This is a genomic window from Streptomyces bobili (genome assembly GCF_002154575.1).
Classification (GTDB): Bacteria; Actinomycetota; Actinomycetes; order Streptomycetales; family Streptomycetaceae; genus Streptomyces; species Streptomyces bobili.
Window position 1 is genome coordinate 1 of the sequence record NZ_MUBA01000864.1, and the last position, 503, is coordinate 503.

The following is a 503-nucleotide window of genomic DNA, read 5'->3' on the forward strand; positions in this document are numbered from 1 at the left end:
GGCGGGCGGGACGGCCGCCTGGGCGGCGGCGCTCGGCCCGCAGGCCGACGCGTTCGACCTGGCGACCGCCGTCGCGCCGTACCGGCTCGGCGGGGAACGCGTCGCGCGGGCCGCCCACGGCGCCCTCGCCCTCGCCGCCTTCGACGGCGGCCCGCTCACCGCCGCCCACGTCCGCCTCGCCGCCCGGCAGCAGTCGGCGTCCGGGCTGGAGCGGCACGCCCGCCGGATCCGGCCCGACGTCGGCTGGGAGGACCTCGTCCTGCCCGAGAGGCCGCTGACCCAGCTGCACGAACTCGCCCTGCGCGCCCGCCACCGCGACCGGGTCCTCGGCGACTGGCGGCTCAGCGCGGGCGGCGGCCGGGGCCGGGGCGTGCTCGGCCTCTTCGCGGGCGAGTCCGGCACCGGAAAGACCCTGTCCGCCGAGGTCGTGGCCGCCGAACTCGGCCTGGACCTCTACGTCGTCCAGCTCTCCTCCATCGTCGACAAGTACGTCGGCGAGACCG

Annotated in this window: 1 protein-coding gene; it reads left to right on the top strand. The window is 78.9% G+C overall.

The window, feature by feature from the left end; translation table 11 throughout:
- Positions 1-503 (top strand): AAA family ATPase (locus BZL64_RS41780; RefSeq protein ID WP_425276117.1); only part of this gene is annotated, 503 nt, incomplete at both ends.